This is a genomic window from Cellulomonas sp. P4_B5_2, from assembly GCF_056402235.1.
The window spans coordinates 1-5,392 of sequence record NZ_JBFUHU010000260.1; the positions used below are offsets into that span (position 1 = coordinate 1).

Sequence of the window (5,392 nt, forward strand, 5' to 3'; positions counted from 1 at the left end):
GTCGTCCACGGTCTGCTCGACCTCGGACAGGACGTGGCTCGACACCAGGACCGTGCGGCCCTCCGCGGCCAGCGCGCGCAGGAACCCGCGCAGCCAGCGGATCCCCTCCGGGTCGAGTCCGTTGGCCGGCTCGTCGAGCAGGAGCACGCGCGGGTCGCCGAGCAGGGTGGTGGCCAGCGCGAGCCGCTGCCGCATGCCGAGCGAGAACCCCCCGACGCGGCGGTGGGCTGCCTCCGAGAGGCCCACGAGCTCGAGCACCTGCGCTGCGCGCGCGTCGGGGACGCCGACCTGCGGGGTGTAGAGCCGGAGGTGGTCGAGTGCCGTGCGGCCGGGGTGGAAGCTCGCGGCCTCGAGGGCGGCGCCGACGGTGCGCAGCGGGCGGCGGATCTGGCCGTAGGACTGGCCGCCGATGGTCGCGGCACCCGCGGTCGGCCGCACCAGGCCGAGCAGCATGCGCAGCGTGGTGGTCTTCCCGGCGCCGTTCGGTCCGAGGAACCCCGTGACGCGACCGGGAGCGACCTGGAAGGAGAGGTCGTCGACGGCACGGACGGGCCCGAACGACTTGGAGAGGTGGTCGACGAGGATCGTGCCGTCGGTCGTCATGCGCCCGACCCTAGTGTTCTGGCCGGAGGAGAACTCGGCTATTTGAGCGCCGGGCTGGTCGCGGGGAGCGTGACGCGCATCGTGCAGCCCACCTCGGTGTCCGYGACCTCGATCCGGCCCCCGTGCAGCTCGACGGCCCACCGGACGATCGCGAGCCCCAGACCCGTTCCGCCCGTCGACGCCTGGCCCGTGAGCGCAGGGGTGTTGCCCCGGACGAACCGCTCGAAGACGTGCGGCCGCTGCTCCCGCGCGATGCCCGGGCCGTGGTCGACCACGTCGATCCGCACGTCCGTGCCCACCCGCGACGCCTCGAGCCGGACCTCGTCGTCGTCGGGGGAGTGCCGGACCGCGTTGTGCAGCAGGTTCGCGACCACCTGGTGCAGCCGGTCCGGGTCGGCCGGCACCGTGAGGTCTGGGGGCTCGACCACCACGGGGAAGCGCAGCCGCTTCGTCGCGCCGACGAGCATGGCGCCCTTCGCCGCCTCCTCGAGGAAGTCCTGGAGCCGCACGGTGGCGACCTCGAGCGGGACGTCGCCCGCCTCCAGCCGCGACAGGTCGAGCAGGTACGTGACGAGCCGGCCGAGGCGCTCCGTCTGCGCCAGCGCGGCCTGCATGGTGGCGGGGTCGGCCTCCGTCACCCCGTCGACGATGTTCTCCAGCTGAGCCTGCAGCGCGGTCACCGGCGTGCGCAGCTCGTGCGAGACGTTGGCCACGAGCTCGCGCCGGAACAGGTCGGCCTGCTCCAGGTCGTCGGCCATCGTGTTGAACGCGTCCGCCAGCTGCCCCACCTCGTCGAGGCTGGTGGCCCGCACCCGGCGGCTGTAGTCGCCGGAGGCCATCCGTCGGGCCGCGAAGGTCATCTCCCGCAGCGGCGACGTCATGCCCCGCGCCAGCAGCTGCGTCACGATGAGCGACCCCACGATCGCGATCGGGAGCGTCCGCGACGGGCCCAGGTGGTTGTACAGCCCGAACCACGTGATGAACGCGGCTGCCGTCACGGTGGCCGCGACGAGGACGCCGAGCTTGATCTTGATCGAGCTCAGGCGATCGAGCGGCCGGACGTCCGGGAGCCGCGAGCGGGCGAACTCGCCGCGGACGTGCCGGGGTGCGTTCACGCGCCCTCGGGGACCGTCGCCCCGCCGGCGTCACCGGTGCCGTCGTTCGGCTCGAACGCGTAGCCGACGCCGTGCACCGTGCGGATCAGGTCCGGCCCGAGCTTGCGGCGCAGCGCCTTGATGTGGGAGTCGACCGTGCGGGTGCCGCTGGCATCGACCCAGTCCCAGACCTCCGCGAGGAGCCGCTCGCGCGTGAGGACCGTGCGGGGCGTCGCCGCGAGGGCGAGCAGCAGGTCGAACTCCGTCGGGGTCAGGTGCACCTCGGTCTCGCCCCGCAGGACCCGGCGCTGGGCCCGGTCCACCGTGACGTCGCCCAGCACCAGCGGCGGGTCGGGCTGCTCGGCGGAGGCCATCTCGGCGGCGCGCGTGGCGCGCTCGGTGCGCCGCAGCAGCGCCTTCGTGCGCGCCACCAGCTCCCGCATCGAGAACGGCTTGGTCATGTAGTCGTCGGCGCCGACGCCCAGGCCGATGAGCATGTCCGTCTCGTCGTCGCGGGCGGTGAGCATGAGGACGGGGACGGGGCGCTCGGCCTGGATGCGCCGGCACACCTCGAGCCCGTCGATCCCGGGGAGCATCACGTCCAGCACCACCACGTCCGGGCGCAGCCGCGACGCCGCGCTGACCCCGCTGAGCCCGTCGCCCACCGACTCGACCGTCCAGCCCTCCGCGGACAGACGATGCACGATCGCCTGCGCGATCGCCGGCTCGTCCTCCACCACCAGGACCGTCGTGCCGGCTGCACCGCCGGGCGTCGTCGGCCCACCGCTCACGTTCGCCATGCCGCCAGCGTGGCACAGGCTCGCCACGATGACGCCCCGATCCGTGGACGCGCCGGGTGGAGTCGCCGGGTCGCCCGTATGATCGAGCCCACCATGAGCAGCTCAAGTCGCTGCCGGCGTCCCGCCCGGGCCGATGAGCCCGGGGGAGACCATGCCGGCCACCTCTTCCTCTTCTCACTCCCTCCGGGGATCCCCACCAGCGCCGACCTCCGGGTCGGCGTTCGCCGTGGCTCCCGCCCTTTGAAGGGCAGCGCCGCGTGCTGATCGAATGGCTCCTCGTGGGCCTTGGGGTGCTGCTCACCCTCGGCACCGCGGTGTTCGTCGCCAGCGAGTTCTCGCTGGTGACCCTGGACCCGGGCCTCGTCGAGGGCCAGGCGGCCCCGGACGACCGGCGCAGCCAGTCCGTCCTCAAGGCGCTCCGGCGGCTGTCCACCGAGCTCTCGGGCGCCCAGCTCGGCATCACCCTGACCACCATCCTGCTCGGGTACACCACGCAGCCCGCCGTGGTGCGGCTGCTGCGCCTCCCCCTGCAGGAGTCGGCGCTCGGTCAGGCGATCGGCGGCATCGTCGCGGGGGTGCTCGCGATCGTCCTGGTCAACGGCTTCTCGATGGTCGTCGGCGAGCTCATCCCCAAGAACCTCGCGATCAGCYGGCCGCTGCCCACCGCGCGCATGGTCGCCCCGCTGCAGAGCGGGTTCACCAGCGCCCTGCGTCCGCTCATCACCGTGTTCAACGGCAGCGCCAACGCCTTGCTGCGCAGCGTCGGGATCGAGCCGCGTGAGGAGCTCTCGGGCGGGCGCTCGCCGCAGGAGCTCGCCGCGCTCGTGCGCCGCTCGGCCGAGGTGGGGACCCTCGACGAGTCCACGGCGACCCTGCTCACCAACTCGATCGAGTTCACCGAGCTGACGGCCGTCGACGTGATGACGGACCGGCTGCGTCTGGTGGTGGTCCGGCGCGAGGACCCGGCGTCCGACGTCATCGACCTGGCCCGCCGCACCGGGCACTCCCGCTTCCCGGTGATCGGGGACTCGAGCGACGACATCGTCGGGCTCGTGCACCTGCGCCGCGCGATCGCCGTGCCGTACGAGCGCCGCGCCGAGGTGCCGGCGGCCGCCCTCATGGTCGATGCGCCTCGCGTGCCCGAGACGGTGCACCTGGGCCCGCTGCTGGTCGAGCTGCGGGAGCAGGGCCTGCAGATGGCCGTCGTCGTCGACGAGTACGGCGGCACCTCGGGCGTCGTGACGCTCGAGGACGTCGTCGAGGAGCTGGTCGGGGACGTCGCCGACGAGCACGACCGGCGTCGCACCTCGACCGCCCGCTCGGCGGACGGCTCGTGGCTGCTGCCCGGCGTGCTGCGGCCCGACGAGCTGGTGGAGGTCACCGGGCTGCACGTCCCGGCCGACGGACCCTACGAGACCCTCGGCGGGCTCCTGATGTTCGTGCTCGGCCGCATCCCGGCGGACGGTGACGAGATCGTCGTCGAGGGGGTCCAGATCCAGGTCGAGGCCATGGCCGGACGACGCGTGGAGCGGGTGCGGGTGCGCCCCGCGGCGCCGGACGACGGGGAGGAGTCATGAGCTCGAGCCTCGCCCTGGTCGTCGGGGTCCTGCTGCTGGCCGCCAACGCCTTCTTCGTCGGCGCCGAGTTCGCCATCATCTCGGCGCGGCGGAGCGCGATCGAGCCCCTCGCCCGCGAGGGCGACCGCCGCGCGATCACCGTCCTGTGGGCGATGGAGCACGTCTCGCTCATGCTCGCGTGCGCCCAGCTGGGCATCACCGTGTGCTCGACGAGCCTGGGCGTGGTCGCCGAGCCGGCCATCGCGCACCTGATCGAGGCGCCGCTGCACGCGCTGGGCGTGAGCGAGGACCTCACGCACCCGATCGCGTTCGTGGTCGCGCTCGCGATCGTGGTGTACCTGCACGTGGTGCTCGGTGAGATGGTGCCCAAGAACCTCGCCGTCGCCGGCCCCGACCGCGCGGTCCTCCTGTTCGGCCCGCCGCTCGTGTGGATCGCCCGCGTGGTGCGCCCGGTGATCACCGGGCTCAACTGGATCGCCAACCATGCGCTCCGGCTGTTCGGGATCGAGCCGAAGGACGAGGTCGCCTCCGCGTTCACCGCGCAGGAGGTCCAGTCGATCGTCGAGCGGTCGCAGGCGGAGGGGCTCCTCGAGGACGAGCAGGGGCTGCTCGCCGGCGCGCTCGAGTTCTCCGACCGCACCGCGCACGACGTCATGATCCGGACAGACGAGCTGGTCACCGTGGGGGTGGGCAGCACGCCCGAGGACGTCGAGAAGCTCGTCGCGCGGACCGGGTTCAGCCGGTTCCCCGTGGTCGACGCGGACGGGGCGCCCACCGGGTACCTGCACCTGAAGGACGTCCTGTACGCCGACGAGGACTCGCGCAGCACGCCCGTGCCCGCCTGGCGGGTCCGCTCGCTGGCGGTCGTCGGCCCGGACGACGAGGTCGAGGACGCGCTCGCGGCCATGCAGCGCTCCGGGTCGCACCTGGCTCGCGTCGACGAGGCCGGGCAGACCGTCGGAGTCGTCTTCCTCGAGGACATCCTGGAGGAGCTGGTCGGCGAGGTCCGCGACGCGATGCAGCGGGGCCAACTGTTCTGATCACTCGTGTCACTGGTCCGGATGTGCGGATCACGTGTCCGACGTCGGCGTGTCGCTCAGCGTGTCGCCGGGTTTGTCCGGTCCGTGCACTGGACGGATGTCCAGAGACTTGGAAGCGGGTCCACGAGCCGTTATGGTTTCGTGACCGCACGACGCCGGGTTGCGTACAGCGCGCCCGACGACGACGTCGCGGCAGATCAGAGACGTGTGGACGACTGGAGGTGTCGTGGGGTCGCACAGCGAGGAGCCCATGACGGCACCGCCGACCCGCCGCAGCC

5 protein-coding genes are annotated in these 5,392 nt (G+C 72.9%); 2 read left to right on the plus strand and 3 right to left on the minus strand.

Annotated features, from left to right (window positions below; genetic code table 11):
• The 3 genes from AC1DUQ_RS16800 to AC1DUQ_RS16810 all read right to left on the minus strand — a co-directional run.
• Window positions 1-603: ATP-binding cassette domain-containing protein (locus AC1DUQ_RS16800; RefSeq protein ID WP_477074176.1), on the minus strand; the 603-nt coding region annotated here is incomplete at its 3' end.
• 38 nt (window positions 604-641) lie between these two features.
• Window positions 642-1,718, minus strand: coding sequence for a sensor histidine kinase (locus AC1DUQ_RS16805; RefSeq protein WP_477074177.1), 1,077 nt, complete (start codon window positions 1,716-1,718; stop codon window positions 642-644).
• On the minus strand, window positions 1,715-2,497 hold the full coding sequence (locus tag AC1DUQ_RS16810) for a response regulator transcription factor (RefSeq protein ID WP_477060535.1): 783 nt from the start codon (window positions 2,495-2,497) through the stop codon (window positions 1,715-1,717). Before AC1DUQ_RS16810 ends, AC1DUQ_RS16805 begins: the two co-directional genes overlap by 4 nt.
• A 257-nt stretch (window positions 2,498-2,754) precedes the next feature.
• Between AC1DUQ_RS16810 and AC1DUQ_RS16815 the strand changes: the two genes are divergently transcribed.
• Together AC1DUQ_RS16815 and AC1DUQ_RS16820 are read left to right on the plus strand one after the other, a co-directional pair.
• A complete protein-coding gene (locus AC1DUQ_RS16815; RefSeq protein WP_477074178.1) occupies window positions 2,755-4,074 on the plus strand; it encodes a hemolysin family protein in 1,320 nt (439 codons plus the stop codon).
• A complete protein-coding gene (locus tag AC1DUQ_RS16820) occupies window positions 4,071-5,114 on the plus strand; it encodes a hemolysin family protein (protein WP_477060537.1) in 1,044 nt (347 codons plus the stop codon). The genes AC1DUQ_RS16815 and AC1DUQ_RS16820 overlap by 4 nt, the downstream gene beginning before the upstream one ends.
• The last annotated feature ends 278 nt before the right edge of the window (window positions 5,115-5,392 follow it).